At 68.5% G+C, this 25,576-nt stretch carries 17 protein-coding genes; 6 read left to right on the forward strand and 11 right to left on the reverse strand.

Annotated features, from left to right (window positions below; all coding sequences use genetic code 11):
• Positions 1–6: 6 nt before the first annotated feature.
• Genes EOHIBHHM_RS22055 through EOHIBHHM_RS22075 form a run of 5 tightly spaced genes read right to left on the reverse strand, consistent with a single transcriptional unit; the run spans position 7 to position 6,719 of the window.
• Positions 7–957 (reverse strand): AAA family ATPase, encoded by a 951-nt coding sequence (locus EOHIBHHM_RS22055; RefSeq protein ID WP_497258244.1) that lies wholly within the window; start codon positions 955–957, stop codon positions 7–9.
• Positions 958–992: 35 nt separating this feature from the next.
• A complete protein-coding gene (locus tag EOHIBHHM_RS22060) occupies positions 993–1,892 on the reverse strand; it encodes a DUF7502 family protein (RefSeq protein ID WP_497257952.1) in 900 nt (299 codons plus the stop codon).
• On the reverse strand, positions 1,889–2,521 hold the full coding sequence (locus tag EOHIBHHM_RS22065; protein ID WP_497257954.1) for a chromosome partitioning protein: 633 nt from the start codon (positions 2,519–2,521) through the stop codon (positions 1,889–1,891). The genes EOHIBHHM_RS22060 and EOHIBHHM_RS22065 overlap by 4 nt, the downstream gene beginning before the upstream one ends.
• Entirely contained in the window at positions 2,518–4,920 is a 2,403-nt protein-coding gene (locus EOHIBHHM_RS22070; protein WP_497257956.1) for a VWA domain-containing protein, read from the reverse strand. The genes EOHIBHHM_RS22065 and EOHIBHHM_RS22070 overlap by 4 nt, the downstream gene beginning before the upstream one ends.
• Positions 4,920–6,719, reverse strand: a complete 1,800-nt coding sequence (locus tag EOHIBHHM_RS22075; RefSeq protein ID WP_497257958.1) for a DUF7408 domain-containing protein — start codon at positions 6,717–6,719, stop codon at positions 4,920–4,922. The genes EOHIBHHM_RS22070 and EOHIBHHM_RS22075 overlap by 1 nt, the downstream gene beginning before the upstream one ends.
• Positions 6,720–7,193: 474 nt before the next feature.
• Between EOHIBHHM_RS22075 and EOHIBHHM_RS22080 the strand changes: the two genes are divergently transcribed.
• The 4 genes from EOHIBHHM_RS22080 (at position 7,194) to EOHIBHHM_RS22095 (ending at position 16,669) form a co-directional block, all read left to right on the forward strand.
• Positions 7,194–8,885, forward strand: a complete 1,692-nt coding sequence (locus EOHIBHHM_RS22080) for a DUF7827 domain-containing protein (RefSeq protein WP_497257960.1) — start codon at positions 7,194–7,196, stop codon at positions 8,883–8,885.
• A gap of 528 nt (positions 8,886–9,413) precedes the next feature.
• Positions 9,414–12,254 carry an HVO_2072 family ArtA-dependent S-layer glycoprotein gene (csg, locus tag EOHIBHHM_RS22085; RefSeq protein WP_497257962.1) on the forward strand — a complete coding sequence of 947 codons (2,841 nt, stop codon included), beginning with the start codon at positions 9,414–9,416 and terminating at the stop codon, positions 12,252–12,254.
• A 379-nt stretch (positions 12,255–12,633) separates the two neighbouring features.
• Entirely contained in the window at positions 12,634–15,450 is a 2,817-nt protein-coding gene (gene csg, locus EOHIBHHM_RS22090) for an HVO_2072 family ArtA-dependent S-layer glycoprotein (protein WP_497257964.1), read from the forward strand.
• Between the two features lie 100 nt (positions 15,451–15,550).
• Complete coding sequence (locus EOHIBHHM_RS22095) at positions 15,551–16,669, forward strand: hypothetical protein (protein ID WP_497257966.1); 1,119 nt, start codon at positions 15,551–15,553, stop codon at positions 16,667–16,669.
• Between the two features lie 120 nt (positions 16,670–16,789).
• On the opposite strand, the gene EOHIBHHM_RS22100 is transcribed toward EOHIBHHM_RS22095, so the two are convergent.
• From EOHIBHHM_RS22100 to EOHIBHHM_RS22120, 5 genes are all read right to left on the reverse strand, one after another.
• A complete protein-coding gene (locus tag EOHIBHHM_RS22100) occupies positions 16,790–17,575 on the reverse strand; it encodes a DUF7519 family protein (RefSeq protein ID WP_497257968.1) in 786 nt (261 codons plus the stop codon).
• Positions 17,512–18,774, reverse strand: coding sequence for a DUF58 domain-containing protein (locus EOHIBHHM_RS22105; protein WP_497257970.1), 1,263 nt, complete (start codon positions 18,772–18,774; stop codon positions 17,512–17,514). Before EOHIBHHM_RS22105 ends, EOHIBHHM_RS22100 begins: the two co-directional genes overlap by 64 nt.
• Positions 18,771–19,445: a DUF7269 family protein gene (locus EOHIBHHM_RS22110; RefSeq protein WP_497257972.1), complete on the reverse strand. Its 675-nt coding sequence runs from the start codon at positions 19,443–19,445 to the stop codon at positions 18,771–18,773. The genes EOHIBHHM_RS22105 and EOHIBHHM_RS22110 overlap by 4 nt, the downstream gene beginning before the upstream one ends.
• A gap of 2 nt (positions 19,446–19,447) precedes the next feature.
• Positions 19,448–20,257, reverse strand: coding sequence for a DUF4129 domain-containing protein (locus EOHIBHHM_RS22115; protein ID WP_497257974.1), 810 nt, complete (start codon positions 20,255–20,257; stop codon positions 19,448–19,450).
• A 93-nt stretch (positions 20,258–20,350) separates the two neighbouring features.
• Entirely contained in the window at positions 20,351–21,964 is a 1,614-nt protein-coding gene (locus EOHIBHHM_RS22120; RefSeq protein WP_497257976.1) for a BGTF surface domain-containing protein, read from the reverse strand.
• A 333-nt stretch (positions 21,965–22,297) separates the two neighbouring features.
• On the opposite strand from EOHIBHHM_RS22120, the gene EOHIBHHM_RS22125 reads away from it, so the two are divergent.
• On the forward strand, positions 22,298–22,765 hold the full coding sequence (locus EOHIBHHM_RS22125) for a DUF6789 family protein (RefSeq protein WP_497257978.1): 468 nt from the start codon (positions 22,298–22,300) through the stop codon (positions 22,763–22,765).
• Between the two features lie 432 nt (positions 22,766–23,197).
• Entirely contained in the window at positions 23,198–24,400 is a 1,203-nt protein-coding gene (locus tag EOHIBHHM_RS22130; protein WP_497257980.1) for a glycosyltransferase family 2 protein, read from the forward strand.
• Here the strand turns inward: EOHIBHHM_RS22130 and EOHIBHHM_RS22135 are convergent.
• Positions 24,397–25,569 (reverse strand): glycosyltransferase family 4 protein, encoded by a 1,173-nt coding sequence (locus tag EOHIBHHM_RS22135; protein WP_497257982.1) that lies wholly within the window; start codon positions 25,567–25,569, stop codon positions 24,397–24,399. The two genes, EOHIBHHM_RS22130 and EOHIBHHM_RS22135, sit on opposite strands and share 4 nt — an antisense overlap.
• Between the last annotated feature and the right edge of the window lie 7 nt (positions 25,570–25,576).

A 25,576-nucleotide genomic window follows, 5' to 3' on the forward strand; every position in this document is an offset into this window, starting at 1 on the left:
TTCGTCTCACAGCAGGTCGGCGATGATGGAGTCGGCCGTCATCCCCTGTCGCTCGGCGCGGAAGTCGAGGATGAGGCGGTGTCTGAGCACGGGTGCGGCCATCGCTTCGATGTCGTCGCTCTTGACGTGTGTGCGTCCGTCGAGCAACGCCCGCGCCTTCGCGGCGACGACGAGCCCCATGCTCGCCCGCGGACTCGCCCCGAAGTCGATGTGCTCGGTGTCGCGCGTCTGCCGGACGAGTTCGATGGCGGAGAGTTGGAGGTCGTTGGCGATGGGGACTTGCCGCGTGAGTTCCTGCACTTGACGGAGTTCACCCGCCGTCAACACCGTCTCGATGGGGATCGCCGGGTTCAGACTCCGCGTGTAGCGGTTGACGATCTCCTCTTCCTCGTCGAGGCCCGGATAGTCGACGAGGATCTTCATCAGGAAGCGGTCGGACTGTGCCTCCGGAAGCGGGTAGACCCCCTCCTGGTCGATGGGGTTCTGCGTCGCGAGCAGGAAGAACGGTCGCGGCAACTCGTAGGTCTCACCACCGACCGTCACCTGTTTCTCCTGCATCGCTTCGAGCAGCGCCGCCTGCGTCTTCGGCGTCGCACGGTTAATCTCGTCGGCCAGCACGACGTTCGCGAACACCGGCCCGCGCTCGAAGACGAACTCTCGGCCGCGCTCGGTCTCGCGGATGAGCTCCGTCCCAGTGATGTCCGACGGCATCAGGTCCGGCGTGTTCTGGATACGCGAGAAGGAGAGGTCTGTCACCGATGCGAGCGTCCGCACCATGAGCGTCTTGCCGAGGCCGGGGTTCGACTCCAGCAGGGCGTTGCCATCACAGAGCAGACAGGCGAGCAACTGCTCGACGACCGCCTCCTGACCGACGATGCGCTTGCCGACCTCCGTCCGGACGCGGTCGAGCGTCTCGGTGACAGCGCCGAGGTCGAACTCCTCTCCTGCGGTCTCCATCTGTGCTTCGCCACCGTTCTCTCTCGTCTCGTCGTTCATTCGTCTTCCTCCCGTATCTTCAGGTTATACTCGCGGATGAGGTCCGCGTCCTCCAGCACTTCACCGGACGCAAACCCGGCGCGCTGGGCCTCGATGGCCGTGTCGCTGGCGAACCCGCCCGTGTTGTAGGCGCGTTCTTCAGAGTCGCCCGCACCGCCGCCGACGTCGACCGAGACGGGGAGTTCCTCGCTTCCGGCCGTGACGTCTTCCGGTTCGCCGAGTACTAGTGACCCGTCGCGTAGCTCTTCACCTCCGTCGCCGACACCGGACACTGGGCCGCCGCTGCCGCCCCCACCCCCGCCGCCACCACCTAACTGGGCGTCGATGTCGAAGTCGTCGATCGTGAGCTCTTCGATAGTGACCTGGGCGGTCACGAGCGACAACACGACCACGAGTATGAGACAAATGGCCAGCCGTCGACTGTCGATCAGCCCCGCACTCGACGTGTCACGGAGTCGGGTCAGGACGTCGTCGTACAGTGTTCGCGCCAACGGCCCAGTCTCGCCGCGAACGTACGCGTCGCGGGCTGTCCGGAGTGCCTCGTCGACCGACGGGTTCAGTCGCTCGAACCGCTCGACGAGTGGTCGGCGAGTGCGGAGTCTCACGCCGAGGACGAGCGCGAGGAGCGTCGCGACCGCGACCGCAGTGAGTCGGACGTCGCGCTCGACGGTCGGGCCGAGTGTCCCCACGAAGAGGTTGACGACGAGTCCGGCCAGCGCCGCCTCGGCGATCGCGTGGACGAACGCCGCCTTCCGCCCCTCGCGTCTGACCTGTCGGACCGCGGCGGCGATCCGCTTCATCTCTGCTCGGTTCTGTGCTTCCGCATCCGTCTCTTGGGTCTGATCGGGTGTCGACACCACGGTCGACTGGGCCGCCTGTGGGGTTTCGTCGCTCACAGTGGCACCTCCGCGAGACGGCCAGCCTCGCTTCGGGCGTCCGCGAGTGCGTCTTCCAGTTGGCGGATGCGGTCGCGCAGGTCCTCGTTCTGCCGTTCGAGTGCACCCACGTCTCCTTCGAGCGCGTCGACCTCGTCGGAGAGCTGGTCGTTCTGCTGTTCGAGGTCGTCGTTCCGGTCGGCGAGCGCGTCGTTGACGTCTTGGAGGTCGTCGTTCTCGCGTTCGAGTTCGAGCCGTTGGCGTTCGAGGTCCGAGACACGCCGTTCCAACGCGGAGACTTGCGAGCGCACCCGGACGAGTTCGGTCCGCGTCGATTCTAACGCTGCGCGGGTCTCGTCGAGCGTGCCTTCGGTCACGCGGAGCTCCTCACCGACCTGTTGGAGGTCGCTCTCTCGGGTTTCGAGGCTCTCGTTCAGCTCCACGAGCTGACCGCTCACGCCAGTGATTTCGCTCTCTCTGGCGGCGAGGTTCGCGCGGAGAGCCTCGTTCTGTGCTTCCAACCTCTCGTTCCGCTCGACCAACTGGTCGACCGACTCCTGGTAGTACATCGTCGCACCGGCGGTCCCCAGCACCGAGAGGGCGACGAGGAGCACGAACGTGAGGTTGATGGTTCGGCCGATAAACGTCATCGTCCCTCTCCAATTGGTGCGCCACGGTAGTATAGCTTGAGTCGACGGACTGCCACGTCGAGGAGGTAGACCACGAGTGCGGCGGTCAGGAACATCCACGCCAGCGACTCGCGAACCAGTCGGACCTTCGTCGCCCGCTGCCTGGCGAAGTTCGCGATGAGCCGTCCCTCGTCGGCCGCGAAGCTCCGCCCACCGGTCGTCTCGACCGCGCTCGTGAGCGTCGGTGCGGGGCCGAAGGCGGCGTACTCGGCCGGATAGTTCACCGCGTACTCGGCGTCGAGTAGCGTCTCGAACCCTGTCTCGACGGGAATGACGGTCGCCTCGTACCGCTCCTCGCTCACTCTGACGAACCGAACGTCCGGTGCCGTCGGGCGGTTGCTGCCGAGGTAGGTCGCCGTGACGGCCTCGCCGACGCGCGTGTCCGGCACGTCGACGACGTCCGCCTGCTTCCGCTCGGGGTCGCCGACGGCCCAGTTGACGCCTTTCGTCAGGACCAGCGAGTCCGGGCGGGCCAGCAGCCCGTCGAGCGTTCCGTCGCTTCCGTAGGCTGTCACCGTCACCACGCGCCCGAGTCCGTAGCGCCACGCGGCGACGGCGGGTTCGCCCGTCCCCGACGCCACGAGATAGTCGGCTCCGGGCCGGACGCTGACGTCGTGGCTCTCCGGCGGATTCGACTGGAGCGTCACGCCCGACGTCACGAAGTGGGTGTCGTCGACGACGGTGAGCGAGTTCGCCGAGAACGGTCGCGAGTCGTCCTGAAACAGGAGTCTGAGCCGATTCGTCTCGTCGGCGCGAACGTACGCACCGCCGGTCGTCTCGGCGACGATGCGGAGCAGCGACTCGTCGATCTCCGAGCCGACGCCGACGGCGACGACCCGGGTGTCACGCGCGGCGAGGCGGTCGGCCGCCGCGATCGTCGTCGGTGCCTGCCCGATGCCGTCGGAGATGAGGATGACGCTCCCCCCCTCGTCGCCCAGCATGTCGGCCGCGCCGACGAGCCCCGCGCCGATGTTCGTCCCCCCACCCGCTTGGAGTCGCTTGATCGTGTCCTCGACGCCCGGCCGCGACGTTCCGAGGGGGACGGGGTTGGTGACGCGGTAGGCGGCGTCGTTGAACGCGACGAGGCCGACCCGCTGGTCGTCGCCGAGTTGGTCGAGTACGTCGAGCGCCAGCGCCTTCTGGACACGCATCCCGGCCGAGGCGCTCCCCGAGATGTCGATGAGGAGGACGACGGTCGCGGCGTCGTCCCCACCGGCCTCACCGGACTGGACGGGGAGCATCCCGCTGAGCGGCGAGGTGGCGTAGTCGCCGTTCTCGAAGGCGTTGCGTCCACCGACCACGACCAACCCGTTACCGTCGATGACGAACCGCTGGAGTGCGGCCACGTCGCCGAGGTCGGTGGCGGCGACGTCCTGGACGACGACGGCCGTGTAGGGGTCGAGGTTCGACGGCACCGACTCGGCCCGCGTCACGTCGTACAGTTCGCCGAGCAGCGTCGCGAAGGGGTACTCCCCGCGCGAGACGTACAGTACCGCCGGGCGTTCGACGACGCGGACGGAGAGGCGAGCGACGTCGTTCTCGTCGTAGACGTCGTCGCCGTCGAGCGTGGCGACGACACGGTGGTCGCCGGTCGTCGCGAAACTGTGTGTGAACTCGACGGCGTCCTCCGTCGTCGACACCTGCTGGCTCACCACCTGCTGGCCGTCGAGCGTGACGGTCAGCGTCCGCGACCCCCCGTCGCCGACCCCCGCCACGCGCACGAGGAAAGTGTTCTCGACGCCGACGCTGGTCTTCGCCGGCCCGGCGACGCTGACCGCGCGTTCGACGTCCGACGTCTCCGGCGAGACGACGCTCAACGTCGTGTTGGCACCACGAGCGACCTCCGCAGCGGCGTCGAGACTCCGCCCACCTGTCACGTGGCCGTCCGAGACCATCACGAGACTCCCGTCGGGCTGACTGTTGGCGACGATGGCTTCGCCCAACCGGGAGTCGGTCCCGCGAGCGACCGTGACGGTGGTGACGGGGACGCCGCCCGCCTCGATGTCGCGGACGAGTCGCGCCGTGTCGACCGGGGCGAGCGCCATACTGTCGGACTCGTCGACGAGGAGGATCACCTCCGGGTCACCCGGCGTCTCGCGGACCGAAATGGCCGTCGGTCCCGCCGCCGCGACGAGTAGACAGCCGACGACGACGAGGCGGGTGAGGAACATGAGTCGACGCTCCCCCCGACCGGCAGTGGTCGGTCCTACCGCGTCCGAATCCGGTCGCCGGAAGAGGAGATACCAGAGGACGAGCACCGCAAGCGGGATCCCCACAAGGACGAGCGGCCGGTCGAACCCCAGGTCGAAGTCCAGCGGGAGGGGTAGCTGCGTCGGAACGGTCGAACGGGGAAGCGACATCAGAGGTCACCCCGACGGCGCAAGAACAGTAACTCGCCGGCGAGGACGGTGAGGACGACGGCGACGACGGCAGGGGTGAGATCAAACGGCACCGACGCGACGGCGGCTTCACCGGTCGTCCCACCTGCGACGATCTCGCTCGTCACGAGGGGTGCGTTCACGTCGGACTCGACCACGTCGAGCAGCGACGCCCCCACCTCACGGTCGCCAACGGTGTAGATTCCCGCCTGCGAGAGCGGCACCGTCGTCCCCGAGACTCGACCACCCGGCGTCGTGACGGCCGTCTCGTCGGCGAACGTCAGGCGGTCGCCGGTCCGGTAGTTCAGGTCTTCGAGCGAGGCGCGTCCGGCCAGCGAGAGCGTCGCCCGCTTCCAGAACACTGGGTAGAGGTAGTTGAACCGGAACGCGGAGGACCGTTCGAGGTAGCCGTAGTAGAGGGTTCGGCCGCCGTCGCTGTCGGCGACGGCGACGAGCGGCGTCCCGTCGTTCGCAGCGACGAGCGTCCGTCCACTCGTCAACTCACCGCGGACGTATTCCCCCCCGCTGAAGTCGATACCGGCGACGAGTGGGTCGCTGCTGGTCGTCGCGCTCGCGGTCGCCCCCACCTCACGAGTCGCGCGGAGGAGGAGCAGGTCGCCGTAGCCGAGTTGGGCGAGGTCGTCCTGGGCGAGAACGGCTACACCCCCACCGTCGGTGAGCGTGTCCCGAGCGAGCGCGAGGTCACCGCGGAGCAGTCGTTGCGGTTCGAGGTCACCGAAGATGACGACGTCGTACTCACCCCGAACTGCAGTCGGCGGGTTTACGACCGTGAGGTCGACCTCCTCGACGAGTTCGAGTGCAGTTGTGAGATACGTGTTCTCGTCGTTGGTCAGGAGGAGCACGCGTACCTGCGCCGTCCCCGGGGCGGCGACGTAGGCAACGTCGTCCGTGGCGAACGCGTCGCCCGGCGTGAGTCGGAGCTGTCCCCCGCCCGTCGGGACGTCGAACGTCTCGACGGCGACGTCACCAGGTGCAAGTTGGATCGTCCGCCGGTCGTCGTCGTCGAAGCCGAGTCGCCGAGTTGCAGTCGACTCACCGCTGTTTCGGACCGTCGCCGTCACTCGGCCGTCGGCGAACGAGAGGTGGATGATGCCGACGTTGTCGCTGCCGCCCCCGCGGAACTGCTGGAGTTCGACCGCCAGCCCCTTCGCGCGGGCTTCCTCGACCGCCGTCTGCCAGCCTTCGCCCGCGAAGTCGCTGACGACGACGATCCGGCCGTCCTCGCTCGCGAGTGCTGCTGCGGACGTCACTGCCGCACCGAGGTCACCCGGTGCGTCCGTCCGCTGGAGGGTACGCAACGTTCGCCGTGCCGCTGTTTCCGACCCGTCGCGGAGGACGACTCGCGGATTCGTCTCGGCGACGACGACGGTCGTCGACCCGGCAGCGGCGTCGCCAGCGGCGTCGACGGCACGGGCGAACCGGGTCGTCCCGCCGCTCTCGACGCCCATGCTCGCGCTCGCGTCGACGACGAGCACCGTCTCCTCGGCGACGGCGGCGCTCGGGACGGACAGGTACGGCGTCGCGAGCGCGAGCGAGACACCGACGAGCACGGCGAGCTGGAAGAGAAACAGCGCGTCCCGACGCAGTCGCTCGAGAAACCGGTGTCTGGTCGCCTGTTCGGTGTCGACGCCGAGGAAGGCGAACGTCGGCAGGCGGACCAGCGACGGTTTCGGGCGGAGCAGATAGAGGATGACGAGTGGGATCACCGACGCGAGGCCGAGTAGCCCCAGCGGGGTGAGGAAGGCGTCCCCGAGTGCCATACCGACTACACGTTCCCGAACGGCATGAATCACCTCCTCGCCCGTCGACGTCGCTCCTTCAGCCAGTCCGTCCGTTCGCTCTCCCGACCCGACGGTCGGCGTACTGTCCGCGCAACGACCGGTTTCGCCCGTCGCTCCCCGGTCGGGACGGTCGCCGCCCTCGCCCCGTCTCAGTTCTGTGTGCGTGTTTCGTCCGCTCTCACCCACCCGCCGGATCTGCGTTACGAACGTAGCGTTGTAACAGAATCACGCGACGGAACGGAACGAACGCCCCCGAACAACGGAACGTTTCGAGGCGTCTCCGGTGCGAACTCGGTCTCGTCGGTCGCCTCGTCAGCGGGCGTTCGCAGCGGTGCCCGATCGACGGGAACGGGCGACTGGACGACGGTTCGGCGGCTGCCGGACGGGAAGGGTCACCACAAAGGATATACTTCGAGTGAGTGAACGTACTACCACGTCTTACCTTCACGGAGTATGTCATTCGTCCATCCCCCCACGAGCGTCGTCGGCCTCGTGTTCATCATCGTGTTCGCGTTCGCCACCGCCGGAGTGACGGCCGACGTCGCCACTGCTGCCGGCGTCGTCGGCGTCTCCGAGGGTGAGGGGACGCTCGCCCTCGACGCCGAGTCGTACTCGGCTCCTCGGGGAGCCGTGGTGCCGGTCGTCGTCTCGCTGGACGGGACGTCGAGTGCGCGACTCACGCTCGTCGAGACGACAGGGGCGTACGTCGCGACCGCGACCGTCGTCGACGCCGACGGCGACGGACAGATCGGCGTCGCGTTCGACACGTTCGCCGCGGGACGGGGCGACGAACGGCAGGCGTATCGCGCTGCCGCCGGAGACGCCGTCGTCGACGTGACGCGACTCACTCCCACCCGCACGACGCCCGTTCCAGCCGGAACGTACGCCGTCGTCGCGACGACGGCGGACGCACGAGTCGACGCCACGCTCACGCTCTCGCCGTTCGCGTTCGGGCCGACGGCCGTCGAGACGGCTCCCCGCGGTGTCTCCCCGTTCCCCGAGACGCCCGACGAGGCCGAAACGCCCGACGACGCCGAGACGCGTCACGAGACCGACGCCGTCGCGACCGGCGACTGGGTCGTCCTCCGGTTCGACGCGCCCGGCCTCTCCGGGCTGGTCGAGGCGGACGCCGTCCCGGTGTCGAACCTCGTCTACGCCGACCCGAGCACGCCGACGGCGCGGTCGACGCACACCGTCCGGGTCCCGGTGGTCAGCGACGAGCCGCTCCGCCGACTCGTCGTCGACTACGACGGCGGGGACGGCGACCGGCCGCGGAACCTCACCGTCGGGACGGCCGTGACGCTCGTCGGCGTCGACCGCGACGGCGACGGCACCGTCGACGTCGACCTCGACGAGAGTCTCGTCTCGATCAGCACCCACAGCGACGGCCGGTACCGGTTCCAGTTCGACGGGCAGTACCGACTCACGCCCGGCGACGACCTCGTCGTTCGGTACGCGCTCGTCAACCCCGACACGACCGGTCGCGATCGCGTCACCGTCGGCGTCAACGCCGCTCCGCCGACCGTCGGGACGGTGACCTACGGACTGCCCGGTCGGGGGACGCTCGGCAACGGCGCGACGCTCGATCTCGTCCGCACCGTCGACGGCGAGACGGTCCCCGTCTCGCTCGCGACGGCGGAGTACGGTCTCGACGCGGAGGCGGGCGTGCTCACCGTCGCGTTCCCCGCCCCGGCGCTCGCCGAGGGACGGGGCGCCGCGGCGTATACGGCGACGCTCTCGCTCACGCCCGACAGCCCCTACGCGGGCGACGTCGGCGACGACCGAGCGGTCGCCCGCTTCGTCGTCGTCCCTCGGACGGCGAGCGTCGGCGGCGTCGTCGACGGAACGCTCTCGGTCGAGTCCGGTCGACAGCCGCTCGCCGGGACGGCGTCGGTCGCACCCGGGAGTCGCATCGTCGTCTACGCCGCCCGGTACGACGACCCCGGCTCGTTCATCCAGGCACGACTCGCGACCGTCGACGACGACAGGTCGTGGACGGCGCAGTTCGACTTCCGCGACGTCGACCCCGACACCCGGTTCGAACTCACCGTCTACGATCTGGAGCGTGGCGGTCTCGCGCCGACCGCTCGACTCACCGACGAACCGGTCGACGTCGTCGTCCGTGCCGACGATAGAGAACCGTGACACTGCTCGGGAGCCGCGACGCCGACTCGGTCGTCGGCGTCGCCCCCCGACAGACAGAAAGTATTTACCGTTTCATTCTGCCCTCGGAGAAAGTATATACCGGTCGATGCTGTTGTTTCTATTGCTCATACCAGTGTGGGGTTTAGGCCCTCCACCGGCCCTCTCGGACGCGTGGACGTCGAGTCCGCAGCTGTTCGGGTCCAGCCGACCGTCGCGTCGGCCGCTCCCGCGGTCGGCGTGCGGCCCTCGAACCCGTACGAGCGCATCCGACCTCTAGTCTCGCAGAGGCTAGCGAGCCACGGCTATGTGGCCGTCGGCGACGGTTAGCGGTCCCGGGTCTGACCCGACCTCCCTCCGAGTGTCGAGTCGGGCATGAGCAGTTCGCACACGAAAGGGAAAACAGAATCACCAGTCGACTCACCGCATCGCCCGTGGCAACACGAACTATCCAGCAGACAGACAACACAATCAATGTTTACAACAACGAACCGTAGCCGAAAGATACGGGCGCTGGTTCTGACGGCCCTCATGGTCACCTCCCTGTTCGCAGGGACGGTCGCCCTCACGGGACTCGCCGCATCACAGGAACTACCGTCCGTCTCCGAGGCCCCCGCTGGCACCGTGTTCTCACAGGTGCAGCGCGGCGGCCCCGACGGAACAGTCGAACGAATTGGCCTCGTAAAGCGCGGTAACTCCGGGAACTTCCTCTACAACCCGTCGACCGACAGCACGACACTCAACGAGGGTGACGTGCTCGTCGTCCGCGGCGGTGCAGAGCGCTTCCTGGTGACCGCCGAGGCCGCCCAGACGTACCGCGGTAGCGCGGGCTTCATCGGCCCCGGTGCCACGGTGTTCCAGGGCGAACAGGACACCCGCTTCGTCGGCTTCGACTCCGATACGCTGATCGGCGTCGAGAACGGCGGTGCGGAGGGCCAGACGCTCGACGCCGACCAGACGGTCCCGCGTGACCAAGACACCGGCGTCTACTCCGACGACGGCACCCGCGACGGCAACACCCTGACCATCCAGGAGCCGCGCGTCAGCCGGTTCGAGGTGCTCAACCAGAACGGCCAGCGCATCGACGCCGGCGGCTCCGTCGAGGAAGACGAGTTCGTCGTCGTCCGCGCCGACGTCAACTTCCTCGAAGCCGAGCGTGCCGAGATCAAGCTCATCGACCCCGCGTCCGGTGGCTCCGTCACCGACGGCATCCTGACGCTCGACGAGGCGCGCGAGCGCTTCGGCGACCGCGCCGTCTTCGACAGAGTCGAATCCGACGCGGGCAAGGAGCTGTCCGACAACACGTTCGGGAAGGCCGGCGACCGAGACGGACTCGACCGCTCGCTGTTCAACCCGAACCTCGGCACCCGAGACACGATCCTGCTCGTCCAGAGCCTCCAAGAGGTCGAGAAGGCCGGTGACTACGAGTACGAAGTCATCAGCGAGGACGACGAACCGTACGGCGACCTCGACGTCCGTAGCACGCTCGAGTTCACCGTCGTCTCCTCGGACGATCCGGTGCTCAACTTCGCAGCGGACAACCGTACTCTCGTCCAGGGTGAGTTCGCCACCTACGAGATCGACCGCTCGAGCGCAGGCGACTTCCACGTCGTCTCGATCACTGCGGACGACCTCCGTAGCCCGCCGACCGACGACGTCGAGGTCGGTGAGATCACTCGCGTCTTCCGTGAGTTCAACGACGGTGGGTTCCTCTCGGGCGTGCTCGTGCGCTCGAACGGTGAACTCGTCGCCGTCCTCGAAGACGGTCGCGTCTTCAACGACGGCCAAGAGGCGAGCGACGACTTCCCCGACCTCGCCGACGGCACCGTGCCCGGCCGTGACGTCCAGGAAGTGTTCACGCTCGTCGAAGTCGACACCGACGGGCTGGGAATCAACCAGCTCGACACGAGTCGCCTCGACGACGCCAGCATCGACCTCAACCTCTACGACGGCTTCAACTCCGTCGAGGAGGCTGTCGCCGACTACGAGAACAACGACGCCCGCAGCGAAGTCGACGAGATTACCTTCCGCGTGGCCGAGGGCAGCGAAGGGCTCGCCCTCACCGAACCCGGCGCGGCCTACGTCGCCGGCGACGACGTCGACGTCGAGGGGACGGCCAACCCGGCGATCAACGCCGTGTCGGTCTACGCCCGCGACGACGGCGACTGGGAGCTCGTCGACGAACTCGACCGCGTGTCGGTCGACGCCGACGGCACCTGGGACCGCAGAGACGTCACGCTCTCGGAAGCGAGCCGCATCCTCCGCGTCCCCGGCACCTACCGCATCGGTGTCATCGACTTCGAGGACGCCGACCGCGACGGTGACGGTCAAGCCGACGCGACGCTGACGACCTCGCAGTTCAGCTCCGGCGCGAGCATCCAGCGCGGCATCCGCGTCACGGACCAGGCGCTCGACGGCCAGATGCTGACCTACAACGAGCAGGTCGCCGTCGAGGACGGTACCATCAACGTGACCGGTACTGCCCCCGGTGCGCAAGAACTCGTCGTGGTCTTCGTCGGCCAGCGCGGTAGCATCGTCGTGAACCGCGACACCGTCGACGACCAGGACGTCTTCGAGAACGACGACACCCTGCTGTCGGACGCCGACGGCCTCATCGAAGAGGGCAACGTGCGCGGCTTCATCATCAGCCCTGCCCGTGACGGCGTCTTCGGCGGCGAGAACCAGCGCTCCGTCGGTGAGTTCACCGCCTACCTGAACGACCTCGAAGAACGTGGTCTGACGCAGGCGCAGGCGATCGAACTCATCCGGCAGGCCTCCGTCGACAACGAAGGGTCCGACGATCTCATCGTCGAGACGGAGTTCGAGTTCACGGACGCCGACACGGTCATCCGCAACGTCTACGCAGAGGGCGCGGGCGACAACGTCAGCGGCGTCCAGCCGGTCGCACTCGGCGAGACGATGCAGATCGAGGGCGTGACCAACCTCCGCCCCGACGACAACACCATCGTCCTCGAGATGATCCGCGGCCCGAACGCAGAGCTGTTCGACGTCGGCATCGCCGACGACTGGGGCACCGACGGCATGTGGACGACCACGATGCCGGTCCCGGAGGACGTGGAACCCGGAACGTACACGCTCCGCGCGGACGACGGTGAGACCATCACCACCGTGACGGTCGAAGTCGTCGAGCAGCGCGAGGAGCCGACCGAAGAACCGACCGAAGAACCGACCGAAGAACCGACCGAGACGGAGACGGCCGAGCCGACGACGGAAGAACCGACGCCGACGCCCGAGCCGACTCCCGAGCCCACGACGACCGAGACTGAATCACCCGGATTCGGTGTCCTCGTCGCGGCCCTCGCCATGCTCGCTGCCGCCGCCCTCCTGGCGATGCGCCGCCGCATGGACTGATCGGTCATCCGACCGGTCGTTATTTTTTGCGCACACCTCCCCCTGTGAGCGGTCGCTCTCTGAGTCGACTCAGTCGGTCGCCGTCGCGTCGACCGGTCGTCGGTCGCTCCACCCCACAGAAAGTATTTACAAGCACCTGCTGTACTTCTTTTCGCAGCATCCGACTCGTTGCCCTCCCGTACGCCGACCCTCCCGTCAGTGGAGCGACCGCACCGCCGATCGACGACCGGCCTCGCGCCGACACCGTCGTTCGAGCCGGTCCCCGCAGGTGGCGGTTGGACGACGAAAGACAGATGCAGAGACTATGAGACTCACTTACACAGTCAATCGACCCGGACGGTCTTCGGGGCGAGCCGACGTGCGCCGACGAGTGCGGGCAGTGTTGCTGTCCGTGCTCGTGGTGACGTCGGTGTTCGCCGGGACCGTCGCCTTCGCAGGGACAGCAGCGTCACAGGAGCTGCCGACCGTCGCGGAGGCACCGCCAGGAACGATCTTCAACCAGGTACTCCCGGGCGGTGACGACGCCGACGCCGTCGCCGTCGGCCTCGTCAAGCGCGGGGCGTCCGGCAGCCAGCTGTACAACCCGTCGACCGACCGCCTCACCCTGAACGAGGGCGACGTGGTCGTCGCCCGCGACGGCACGCAGTACCGCGTGCCCGCCCAGCAACGACTGACCGGTAGTACCGGCGTCGTCGGTCCGGGCGCGACCGTCTTCCAGGGCGAAGAGGACACCCTCTTCGTGGGCTTCACCAGCGACACGCTGATCGGCGTCGAGAACGGTGGAGCCGAGGGACAGACGCTCGATCTGAACCAGACCGTCTCGGGCGACCAGGACACCGGCGTCTACTCCGACGACGGCACCCGTGACGGCAACACGCTCGTCGTCCAACAGCCGCGTATCTCCCGGCTGGAGATCCTCAACCAGAACGGCCAGCGCATCGACGCCGGCGGCTCCATCGAGGAAGACGAGTTCGTCATCGTCCGCGCCGATGTCAACTTCCTCGGTGCCGAGCGCGCCGAGATGTTCCTCGTCGACCCGCCGACCGGGTCGGTGATCACCGACGGGCTTCTCACCCGCGAGGAGGCCATCGAGCAGTTCCCCGACAGCGCGGACGTCATCCGTAACCTCGTCCCCGAGGGGAAGAACGTCGACGCCCCCGCCGTCGGTGACCGCTCGCTTCTGAACGACGCGGCCCGAACGAGCGACACGATCTACCAGATCCAAGACCTCCAGGAGGTCGAGAAGGCGGGCGACTACGAGTACCTCGTCCTCGCCGAGGACGACGAACCGTTCGGCGACCTCTACGTCAACGGCGTCTCGCGGAGCGTCGCCTTCAGCGTCGCCTCCTCGAACGACCCCCGTCTCGACTTCGCGGCGGACAACGAGACCATCGTCCAGGGCGAGTTCGCCACCTACGAGGTCGACCGCTCGACCGCCGGCAGTTTCCACGTCACCTCCATCGACGCCGGCGACCTCCGGACGCGTCCCAGCGGCGACGTGAGCGTCCGCGACGTGACGCAGGTGTTCCGCGAGTTCAACGACGGCGGGTTCCTCTCGGGCGTGCTCGTGCGCTCGAACGGTGAACTCGTCGCCGTCCTCGAAGACGGTCACGTCTTCGACGGCGGCGAACTCGTCGAGGAACGCGGCGACGACCCGACCGTCGACGGATCGAGCATCCAAGAGGTGTTCACGCTCGTCGAGGTCGACACCGACGGGCTGGGAATCAACCAGCTCGACACGGGCCGTCTCGACGATGCCAGCATCGACATCAACCTCTACGACGGCTTCAACTCCATCGAGGAGGCTGTCGCCGACTACGAGGGTAACGACGCCCGCGACGAGGTCGACGAGGTCACCTTCCGCGTGGCCGAGGGCAGCGAAGGGCTCGCCCTCACCGAACCCGGCGCGGCCTACGTCGCCGGCGACGACGTCGACGTCGAGGGGACCGCCGACTCGGCGATCGACGCCGTAGCGGTGTACGCCCGCGACGACGGCGACTGGGAGCTCGTCGACGAACTCGACCGCGTGTCGGTCGACGCCGACGGCACCTGGGACCGCAGAGACGTCACGCTCTCGGAAGCGAGCCGCATCCTCCGCGTCCCCGGCACCTACCGCATCGGCGTCATCGACGTCGACGACGCCGACTTCGACGGTGACGGTCAAGCCGACGCGACGCTGACGACCTCGCGGTTCAGCTCCGGCTCGAGCGTGCAACGCGGCATCCGCGTCACGGACCAGGCGCTCGACGGCCAGATGCTGACCTACAACGGACAGGTCGCCGTCGAGGACGGTACCATCAACGTGACCGGCGTCGCCCCCGGCGCCGAGGAGGTCGTCGTGGTCTTCGTCGGCCAGCGCGGCGGCATCGTCGTGAACCGCGACACCGTCGACGACCAGGACGTCTTCGAGAACGACGACACCGGACTGGAGGACGCCGACGGCCTCGTCGAAGAGGGCAACGTGCGCGGCTTCATCATCAGCCCTGCCCGTGATGGCGTCTTCGGCGGCGAGAACCAGCGCTCCGTCGCCGAGTTCGTCGCCTTCGTCAACGACCTCGAGGAACGCGGGCTGACGCAGAGCCAGTCGATCGAACTCATCCGCGAGCAGTCGGTCGACAACGAGGGCTCCGACGACATCCTCGTCGAGACGGAGTTCGAGTTCACGGACGCCGACACGGTCATCCGCAACGTCTACGCAGAGGGCGCGGGCGACAACGTCAGTGGCGTCCAGCCGGTCGCACTCGGCGAGACGATGCAGATCGAGGGCGTGACCAACCTCCGCCCCGACGACAACACCATCGTCCTCGAGATGATCCGCGGCCCGACCGCCGAGAGCTTCGACGTCGGCATCGCCGACGACTGGGGTACCGACGGCACCTGGTCGACGAGCCTCGCAGTGCCCTCTGACGCCGAGGCGGGCACCTACACGCTCCGCGCGGACGACGGCGAGACGATCACCACCGTGATGGTCGAGATCGTCGAACAGCGCGAGGAGCCAACTGAAGAACCGACCGACGAACAGACCGACGAACCGACCGAGACGGCGACGCCCGACGAGACGACCGCAGAGCCGACGCCGACGCCCGAGCCGACCCCGGAGCCCACGACGACCGAGACCGAGTCGCCCGGCTTCGGACTCGTCGTCGCCCTCGTCGCGCTGCTCGCAGCGGCCCTGCTGGCGGCCCGTCGCCGCTGAGTCTGTCTCCGGTTCCTCTTTTTGCCGCGATCTGAGACCGTACGTCGCCACCTGACGAACGTATTTGCCACTCGCGGTCCATTGTGTTCGGGAGAACAGTATGAGAGAGTCACACCAGCGCAGAGCGGTGGTCCTCGTGTTCCTCCTCGTCGGAGCGACGATCGGTGGAACCGTTCCGCTCGCCACCGCGGCGAGCGTCTCCCCGTTCACCGCCCAGACGGATTCGAAGGACGACTTCGCGGCGTCGGTCGAGACGTACGACGGACAGATCGCCGTCGAAGACGGCGTCGTCGGCGTCTCGGGATCGTCGACGACGGACGCGGACGTCGTCGTCGTCTTCGTCGGAGCTCGTGGCACCGTCGTCGCCTCGGTGCTCCCGGTCACCGGCGAGCGGTTCGCTGCGACGGTCGACGTCGCCGAGATCGAGGAGGGGTTTGTCGACGGCGTCGTGCTCTCGTCGGGGAGCGATGAGACGTTCGGCACGCCGGGCGACGGGCCGGACTCCGCCGCCGACCTCGTCGACTACGCGGACGGCCTCGGTGACCGCGACCTGACGCAGGACCAGGTCCGGGAGGTGCTGCTCGAAGCGACCGTGAACGGCGGCGGGTCGGACGACCACCTCGTCGACGTCCCGTTCGTTCTGACGGAGGGCGACGTCCGCGTCACCGACGTCGTCCCGGCAAGCGATCGACAGGCGTCGGGCGTCCAGCAGGTGCCGGCCGGCGAGCCGATGGTCGTCCGCGGTGTGACGAACCGCCGCCCGTCCGGCCGACTGATCGAGGCGAGTCTCGTCGACGCCGACGGCGACGCGGTCGACGTCGCCACCGTCGACGACTGGGACACCGACGGCGTCTGGAGCGTCGAACTGGCGGTCCCAGACGACGCCACGCCCGGCACGTACACGGTGGTCGCCGACGACGGCGAACAGTCTGCCCGCGTCGACGTGGAGATCCTCGCGGCTGGTGCGCCGAGTACGGTCACGAGCACGACCACGACCACGGCGACGGCAGAACCAACCACGACCGCCGAATCGACGTCGACTGCGACGGCGACGCCGGCGCAGACGACGACCGTCGCCGGCTCAGAGCCGACTCCCGAACCGACTCCCGATCCGACCACGACCGAGACGCAGTCGCCCGGCCTCGGCCTGCTCGTCGCACTCGGTGCGCTCGCTGTGGCTGCGCTCACGCTCGTCGGTCTGCGCGAGAAGCGAACGTGACTCCGGGTCGCACCCTGCTCATAGAGGTTATCGTAGCCAACTGGAAGACCGGCCATCCCCGGCAAACCACAGGGTTCGATTCTCCTGAAGAAACGCTATGAGATTCTACGATACCCCCTATCAGTTCCGGAGCGCGACGCCGAACAGCACCACCGCGACCACGAGCGCGACGAACGAGGGGAACGACACGTCGGACGTACCGACGTCGCTGACGAGGCGGCCGGCGACGACGGCGACGCCACCGACGAGGAGGCTGGCCATCAGATGCGTCAGTTCGAGGCGCGTCGTCGGTGCGTTCCGCCCGAGTTGTTCGCCGACAGTGACGGCGTTCTCGCCGAGGTCCCACACGAGGAGCGCCGCGACCGCGCCGACGAGCAGCGTCGACAGCGGTCCGAGCGAGACGAGCCCGCCGAGCAGGACGCTGACGAAGAGGAGGACGGACGCGACCTTGAGCAGGTGGCGCGCGCGCCGGTCGACGACCGGCACGACGGCGACGGCGACCAGGAACACGGCGCCCGTCCCGACGAGGAGCCACAGTCTGACGCCCATCCGACGCGGTTCGGTGACGGCCAGCCCGAACGCGACGAGGACGACCAGCAGTCCGCCGGCCGTGAGTACGAGTCCGAACGCGCGCTTCCCGTCGGTTCGGAGGCTCCTGCCGAGGGCGAGCAGACCGATTCCCACACCTTCGACGAACAGCGTCGCCCACACGACGCCCGAACTGTCGAGTTCCCCGGCCACCGCGACTGCCGCGAGGGCGCTCAGCCCGAGGAGGACCGCCGCTGCGCCACTGAGCCGGGCCGGACGGTGGTCGACGCGGACGCCCGTCGACGTCGGCGTGCTCACGATCTCACCCCCGGCGTCGACGCCGAGAGCGCCGTCGCCAGCGGCGTCGACGGTCGCCACTCGACGACCGGGATGCCGACCGCCCGGAGGTCGGCGATGCAGTTCTGCCGGTCCAGCGCCGCGAGTCGCTGACCGACCGTCTCCTCGCTGGTGACGTCGGGACTGACGACGGTGACGTGGTGGCCGTACACCTCGAGCGTCCGGGCGGCACGGGCGATACCGGGACCGCACAGCGGCGACAGGAGCAGTACTTGCGTCCCCGCGCCGATGCGGCCGAGCAACTGGTCGACCTGTTCGTCCAGCGGCGGTTCGTCCGCCGGATCGTGCGGCGTCGCGCCGAACGTCTCGTGACTCAGGAGATAGCGCCGTGCCCGGATCCGGTGTTGCGGTCCCCGTCCCGGGGAGAACCAACAGGCGTCACAGCCGAACGCCGCGAGGCCGACGTCGTTGTGGGCGTCGAGCAGTCCCTCCAGCAGGTCCTCGGCCGCGGCGACGCTGTAGGCGACGCCGTGCGGTTGCTCCGGCGGTGCGCGGTACGCGACCGCCCGCGCGTCGACGAGGAGCAGGATGCGGGCGGCCTGTTCGACCCGGTACTCGATGGTGGTCTCCTCTCGCGTCCGGGCGTACCGCTTCCAGTCGAACTGCGAGAGCGGGTCGCCGTGGCGGTACTCGCGGCTGCTGTGGAACTCGATACCGGGGCCGCCGCGCTGGGTGGCGATCTTCCCGATGCACTCGATCGTGTGTCGTCGGAGGTGGGCGTCCGACGGGAGCGCCCGACAGGTGAGTTCGGTCTCCTCGAGGACGCTCGTCTCGACCTCGTACGCGCCGCTGGGGTCCCGCGCCACGACCGTCATCGGTTCGAACGTGTGCGTCCCGTGGGTCGCCTCGACGCTGTAGCTGAACCGCGCCGTCTCACCCGGTCTGAGCGCCGTCCCGTACCGGGCGGACCCGTCCGTGACCGTCAGCGTGGCCGGAACGCCGTCGACGACTCGCAGGTCGAAGAGCGGTTTCGCGCCGACGTTCGTGAGTCTGACCGTCACCTCGACCTCCTCGCCGAACCCGGGCGTCGGGTCGGCGAGTCGGCGGTCCAGTTCGAGATCGGGCGTCGGCGGCGAGAGCACTCGCGGGTACACCGCGAAGACGACGCCGACGACGCCCAAGAGGAGCAAGGTGGGGCGGGCAGCGAGCAGACCGACAGCGCCGGCGAGCAAGGCGAGTCCACTGACGCCCCGCCAGCGGTTCGTCTCGCGGTCCGTCATCGGTCACCCCCCGACCGTACGCTCGCGACGTCGTCGGCAGCTCCGACACGCTCGGCGCGTCTCCCGTTCCCGTTTCCGTTCGCGTTCGTCTCCGCGAACGTGAGCAGTGCCTCGGCCGTACGGCAGGCTCGTTCGCGGAACCACGGCTCGCCACGGAGGAGCGACGCGAGTTCGACCGTCAGCGACGGCGTCGGCGGGTCGTCCTCGCGGAGGAACGCCGCGGCGGCGTCGTCGGTGGTCCAGTCGCCTCGCTCGAGGTGAGCGAGCGCCTCCGCCCGACTGCAGTGGTCCACTCGACGAAGCGTTCTGAGTGCGACGTCGCGCAGGTCCGCGTAGAGCCGTCGCCGAACTGCGCGCCCGACGAGCGGGACGTGGAGCCGGGGGTTCGACAGCGCGTCGTCGAACTCGTCGCCGAGCGGACGCACCGTCACCGGTCGTTCCGGGTCGGGCATGGTCGCCTGCTCGATGTTCGACGCTCGCCCCGCGTAGAACCGCCCGAGTGCGGCGACGAGGCCGACGGCTGCGACGCCCGCGACGACCAGGTAGTCGTTGCCCGCGGCCGCGACGACGCCGTCCAGTGCGTCGGTCGGAACCGTCGCCGTCAGCGCCACGCCGAGGGCGAGCAGGCCGACGGTTCCGACGGCGGCTCGCGCGAGTGTTCGTCGGTGCATGGTTACGACTCCTGTCCGTGTTGGCGTTGCTGGTGGCGTTCGCGGATGTGCTCGGCGGCGGCACGCACCTGTGCGACGAGCTCCTCGGTCGCGGGGTGGCCACCGTAGCGGACGGACTGGAACGCCTCGGTGACGGTTCGGACGGCGTCGGGGTCGTACCCGGCGTCGACTGCCCGCGCGGCACACTCGTCGGGCGTCTTCGAGCGCTCGCCGTCGAGACCCAGACAGCAGACCATCTCGTACCACGCACGAGCGACCTCGTTCGAACACTCCGGCCGCGCCGACGCGTCCGGTTCGGTGACGGTCTCGCCGTCGGCGGCGAGTCCGAGTCGCGCGAGCAACGAAGCCAGGAGTTCGCGGAGTCGATCTCGGTTCCGGTCGGCGAGGACACCGGTCACGACGGCCCCGACCACACCGAGCAAGAGCAGCGCGAGCTGGAGGAGATGCCGCAGCAACCACTGCAACCAGTCGATCTCCGACGTCGTGCCGGTCTGCGTGTCGCTCTCTCCACCCGACTCGACCGTGGCGTCGCCCGATCCGACCTGCGCCTGTTCGACCTCCTGGTCGGACTGACCGCTTCCGGAGCGCCGCTGCTCTCTGTCGCCGGTGTCGTCGTCGGTGGCGGTCGGTTCGACGACTTCCTGCTTCAGTTCGCCGAACTGGTCGGAACCGATCGGGAGCAGACTCGTGTCGAGGTCGACGACGTCGTTGGGATCGGTCGTCACGGCCGAGTCCATCGCCGCGGCGCTCACGCCGAAGGCGAACACCAGCGCGACGGCGAGGCCGACGTCGGCCAGGCGTTCCCATCTCATCTACTCACGCCCTCTGTAGTTCACGGGTCATGTCTGGGCTCCGTCGTCATAAGTAGTGGCTGCCAACCACCGTCCTAACTGATCGTTTCCCTGTCACTGCCGCGCACGGGCCGCGAGCAGGGAAGCGCCGAGCAGTGCGACGACCGCGGCGACGACGCCGAACCCGGGCGAGGCCGCACCCGACTCGCCACCGGTTGCGGTGTCGTCACCACTGCCGTCGCCGTCTCCGACGGTCGCGTCGGTCGTCGTGGGTTCGGGTGTCGGCTCGGGCGTCGGTTCCGGCGTCGACGCTGTCGTCGAACTGTCGGTCGACTCGGGTGTCGGTTCGGGCGTCGAACTGTCGGTCGACTCGGGTGTCGGTTCGGGCGTCGAACTGTCGGTCGACTCGGCGGCCTCTGCCGAATCGTCGTCGATCTGCTGGACGACGACGCCGGACGTCTCGCCGATCACTGCGTCGTTCCAGACGACAGCCGCGGTCACGTTCGTCCCGACGGGGACGCCGGTGAGGTCGAACGTCGCGTCGAACGTGCCGTCGTCGCTCACGGTGACCGTCTCGTTGGCGGGGAGCGCGTCGATGCCGGAGTCGTCGAGTGCCACCGTCAGCTCGCTGCCGGGAGCGACGTTCGCCGTCCCGCGGATCGTGGTCGCTGCGGTCCGCGAGAACGTCCGGTCGGTCGCGAGCGTCGCGCGGGGGTCGGCGACGGCGAACGTCGCCGACAGTTCCTCGCGGTTCGTCTCGCCCATCTCGCCGGCGGCCAGCAGTGCGTTCCGCTCGTCGAGCGCGAACGTCGCCCGGTACACCGCGTCGGGGTCGAAGGCGTCGCCGTGCGTGTTCACGAGGAGGAACATCGTGTCGTTGGCCGGGTCGGTGACGAGGACGTGGTCCCGGTCGGTCAGGTCGACGCGCCGCACCTCGTCGGCCGTCGCGCTCGGGTTCGCCTCCTCGATGCGGAGTTCGAGGCCGCTCGGTTCGCCGAACTCGTCGACGCCCGTGAGGTCGTGGCGGTCCATCACCTGTCCGTAGACGCCCGCGGCGTCGACCTGGACGACGGCGTAGTCGCCCTTGGCGACGTGGGTGGCCTCGGTGAGATACGTGTCGAGTCCGCCCGCGCCCACGCGCTCGACGAACTCCTCGCGCGTGTCGAACGCCAGCGAGGTGTAGGGGGCGGTCCAAATCCGCAGCCCGTCGAGGCTGCCGTCTTCGAGCGTCACCGTCATCGTGTCCTGCTCCTCGGCGAGCGCGTCGCCGTCGAGGTCGACGCCGACGGCGACGTCGTAGCTCCCGGTCGGCAGCGGTTCGTCGCCCGTCTCCGGCGGTGTGGTGACGTCGACGACGCTGTACTCGTCGCCGGCGGCCGCGCTCGCCGCCGTCAGGCCGACGCCGGCCGTGACGTCGTTGACGCGCGCGTAGTGGGTGTTGAGCTCGAGACCGACGTGGCCGTCCTCGTCGCCGTCGACGACCTCGACGAGGACGCCGTACTCGCCCTCGTGCGTCACCGAGACGTAGGCGGTCGTGGTGTTGTTCAACGCGACGTCGACGGGGACGACGTCGCCGCGGTGCTCGGTGAGACTGTCTTCCGGCAGTTCGGCGCTCCCGTGTTCCTCTGCGGCGACGAGGCCGCTGAACGCGACGGACCCCCCGACGACCGAGAGGACGAGGAGTAGTGTGAGACCGACTGCCCGGTTGGTTCGTTGTGTTGCTGTCATGTGTGCCTCTGTCGTCCTCCCGGTCCGTACCGGCCGACTGCCCCGTCGACTGTGTGGTCGTGTCTCGCGCACGCCCCCACGACGGAGGCGACTCGGGAGGTCTGTCCACTCGCAAACCTGTCCCTGTCTTATAAGTACTTTTTGTAAGTCTCTGTGATGTGTATAGTAATTTGAGGCCTACGGTGAACGTCCCTGTACGTTCTTGTAGATTTATATACATCACCCGTACGGAGGCGTTCGGCGTCAGACTGCGAGACAGTCGCGTCGGACGTTCTTTCGAGTGGAGAGCTCCCAGCAATAGTTTTGCCGTTGTGTGCGAAACTATACCTTGCTATGTCGTCAGTCACTGAGACTACGGTAGAGACGGGTGTCGAAGGGAGAGCGTGGCAGGCCGGCGTCGTGGGCGGTCTGTTCGGGGGTGCGCTGATGGGAGTCCTGCTCTCGGTGCTGATGACTCCCGTCGTCCAGAGTGCGATCCCGGCACTGTGGGGACTCTCCGGCGGCGTCGCCGGGTGGATCATCCACATGTCCAACGCGGCGATTCTCGGCGTCGCCTTCGCGGCGCTCGCGAAGGCGCTCCCACAGTACTCGTCGTCGATCGGACGGAGCACCGCACTGGGTGCGGTCTACGGCGTCGTGCTGTGGGTCGTGCTGGCGGCGCTCGTGATGCCCGTGTGGCTCGGTGCGGTCGGGTTCGCGGGTGCACCACCGTTGCCGAACTTCGACCCGATGAGTCTCGTCGCACATCTGGTGTACGGTATCGCGCTCGGCGCGGCCTACCCCCTCGTCCTCAACCGCTGAGGCGTCCTTCCCGCGAGACGCGGACGTGAGACCTTTTTACCGTCGTCGTGTACGCGCCGAACTATCGAGAAAACAGTCCGTTTTCGTCCGTGTAGTCGGCCGTCCGCCTCCGTAAACCTCACCGAAAACCCGAGTGTTCTCGGGCCGCTGCCCTCGCTCGCGACGGACGGGAGGGTAGTCACTGCCAAACCGGAAGACGGGAGACGAACTGCGTCCGTCGAACCGGGTCAGTTCACCCGATTTTACCGCCGTCGACGGCGCAGACCGGGAGACGTGAACTCGTCGAAAGGATACTCCGACTATTTATCTGCAGCACGTTGTCAGTAGAGATACGCTCAGGTTCCCGTATCGAGCAGTCGGTACACCAGTCTTCCGACGCGTACCCGCAGCGATAGGTGCAAACTACTGAGCGCCGATCTGGAGGGACCAACGATGGCAGCAACACAGGAGAGTCTCGAAGCGATTCGAGAGAACGACGTGGGCGTGGCGACCGTCACGCCCACGTCAGTACAGCAACCGGACGTTCCGGCGACGACGCTCGACGACCCGGTCGTGACGCTCGTCATGCCGACGATGAACGAGGCCGACGGTATCGCCGACTGCATCGCGAACGCGACCGCGGCGTTCGAGGCGCTCGGCGTCCCGGGCGAGATTCTCGTCAGCGACAGCTCGACCGACGCGACGCCGGAGATCGCCCGCGCGCTCGGTGCGCGGGTCGTCACCCCCGACCGCCGGGGCTACGGCTACGCCTACCGCTACGCGTTCGAACACGCCCGCGGCGAGTACATCGTCATCGGCGACGCCGACACGACGTACGACTTCAAAGAGATCCCTCGCCTCCTCGACGCACTCCAGCGGGAGGACGCCGACATGGTGCTCGGCAGTCGGTTCGACGGCGAGATCCTCCCCGGTGCGATGCCGCCGCTCCACCAGTACCTCGGCAACCCCGGGTTGACGGCTGTGTTGAACCTGCTCTACCGGAGCGACGTCTCCGACGCCCACAGCGGGTTCCGCATCCTCACCCGCGAGGCACTCGAGAGGCTCGACCTCCGCTCGGAAGGGATGGAGTTCGCCAGCGAGATGATCATGGAGGCGACGGCGAAGGGACTCCACATCGTCGAGGTGCCCATCACCTACCACGTCCGCAAGGGCGAGGCGACGCTCGCGAGTTTCCGCGACGGCTGGCGACACGTGAAGTTCATGCTCGTCAACGCGCCCGGCGCGCTCTTTGCGACCCCTGGATCCGCCTGTGTGGCCCTCGGCGTCGTCGTACTCGGATTCGGCCTCGCGGGGATCGCTGCCCCGCTCGCGACGCTCGCGACCGTACTCGTCGGCAGTACGCTGTTGCTCGGCGGCGTCCACCTCGTCGGGATGGCGTTCGTCGTCCGGGCCGCCGGACGGCCGATCCGAGCACCGAACGGGCGGGTGATACAGTGGCTCGCCCGCACGTTCACCGTCGAGCGGGGAGTCGTCGCCGGCGGGACGCTCGCCGCCGTCGGCCTCGTCCCCACGCTCACGCTCGTGACCGCACCGACGACGCTGTCCGCGGCGGGACTCGTCGGACTGACCCTGCTCGCGCTCGGCGGCTACGTCGTCTCCGTCTCGCTGTTCGTCGCCGCGCTCGAACGGCGCTAGGCCACTCGCCGCGGCCGCGCCGTCCCACTTTCGACTGCTCGTTCGTAACTCGCGAGCGTCCGCTCCGCGACGACGTCCCAGTCGTACGCCGACGCCGCCTCGACACACGCTCGCCCCGAGAGATTGCGTGCGGCGTCGAGCGCCGCCGCGAACGCTGCCGGCGAAGAGTCTGCGACGACGCCGGTGACGCCGTCGTCGACGAGGTCTGCCGCGGCGTTCATCGGTTCGGCGACGGTGACGACGGGCGTCCCGCAGGCCTGCGCCTCCAACGCGCCGATGCCGAACCCCTCACGTCGCGAGGGAGACGCGTACACATCGGCGGCCTTCATCAGTGCGTAGACGTCCTCGACGTCCGGGAGGAACCCGCTCAGTTCGACCTGTTCGTCGAGTCCGAGCGTCGCGACGAGTCGCTCGATCCGACGCCGCTCGGGGCCGTCGCCGACGATGCGACACCGGACGTCCGGGTCGTCGGCCGCGAGGCGGGCGACCGCCCGAACCAACAGCGCGACGTTCTTCTCCGGGATGAGTCGCCCCGCGTAGACCACGTCGTAGCGGTCGCTCGCGGCCGGTACCGCTCGGATCGCGTCGATGTCGATCCCGTTCGGGACGAGTTCGACGGGGTCGCCGGTGAGCGCGGCGACGCGTCGCCGGGTGAGCGGTGAGACGGCGACGTGGGCGTCGGCGAGCGCGCCGACGCCTCGCTCGGCGAGTTTCCCGGCAGTGCCGGCGACACCGAGGTACTCGTCCCAGTAGTCGCCCCACAGCTCGTGCCAGGTGACGACGAGCGGCGTCCCGTGGCGGAGCGTCGCGAGTTTACACGGGACGACCGGCAGGTAGGGGAACTCCTGGAAGTCGACGACGTCGAACCGCTCGGCAGCCAGCGGCCGTGCGAGGTGACGCGTGAACGACAGCGCCTGCCGGACCGACCGGCGGCCGTCGACGTACAGCGGCGTCGGCGGGGCGACGCCGTGGAGCGTGATCCCATCGAACTCGACGACGGCCGGCCCGTCCCACGAGTGGGTTCCGAACCAGTGGACGTCGTGGTCGTCGCCGAGTCGCCGACCGAGTTCGGCGACCCGTCGCTGGACGCCACCCGTGACCCACGGGTGGACTGCGTCGTAGACGTAGGCGATGCGCATCTCCCCTCCACCTACGTCGGCGACGCCCATAACCCGT

It is taken from the genome of Halogranum roseipondis, from assembly GCF_059695585.1.